This window comes from Bartonella mastomydis, from assembly GCF_900185775.1.
GTDB lineage: Bacteria > Pseudomonadota > Alphaproteobacteria > Rhizobiales > Rhizobiaceae > Bartonella > Bartonella elizabethae.
This window is the reverse complement of the sequence record NZ_LT883134.1, coordinates 1-840: the sequence shown is the minus strand read 5'-3', so window position 1 is coordinate 840 and position 840 is coordinate 1. Positions and strand designations below refer to the sequence as shown.

Annotated in this window: 1 protein-coding gene; it reads right to left on the bottom strand. The window is 35.1% G+C overall.

From position 1 onward, the window contains the following. Positions 1–193: 193 nt before the first annotated feature. The coding region (locus FJG96_RS00065) for a type IV secretion system protein (protein WP_281278962.1) at positions 194–840 on the bottom strand (647 nt) is incomplete at its 5' end.

The following is an 840-nucleotide window of genomic DNA, read 5'->3' as shown; positions in this document are numbered from 1 at the left end:
TTCATGGCATTCCTCTTTAACGAATTTTCATGTTTTATATGGTCTTTTTAGGCATTCTTCGTTGAATTTTTTTAGGATGGATCGAATGTGATCAAATCTTCTCAGTCTATGAAAGAGAACTGAGTATTATGCATTAACTTTTTCTTTTTACGAACACACAAAAATAATATACAAAATGTTATTATAAAAAGCTTTATTGAAATTTTATGGTAGGCATTTTTGTGTTTGCAATGTCAAAAGCCTTCAGATCCAATTCGTGCCTGTGCATTTTTATAAGCGCATACTCAGCATCACGTAATTGCACAACTATTTGGAGTTTTACAGATTCATTTTCGATCATAGCTAATATACCGTCCATATTTGCTTGAAAATCAGCAATCTCTTTCAGATTTTTTGCTCTCTCAAGTGTGTCTAACAGAGATAAAATATACTTAAAGCGGTTTTCTGATGCGTCCAAAGCATGTAGAGTTATAGCTCTATCCATAGTTGACGTGTATCGTAAACGCCCTAAAATATGCCCATTCAACATATGCCGTTTCTCAGCAACCCTTTCTTCATCCTGTAGAATCTTTTGATATAATGCATTTGAATAGTTTTTTGCGTGGAGCGAACCTACATCTTTTAAAAAAAGCTTGTCATACATTTCTTTCGTAGTTTTAGCATCCTGATGTGTAGTTATAGATCCATCAGTTATAGCTTTATAAGCGTCCTCAATTGCTGAAAACTGTTTTTCTTTCAACTCAAGCTTCTTTTTTAATAGCTGAATAACTTCCAGATATTCTGCTGGTGGAGTTGGTGGAGTAGATGGTGTCGGTGGAGGCGGTGTGACTGTGGGTGAGC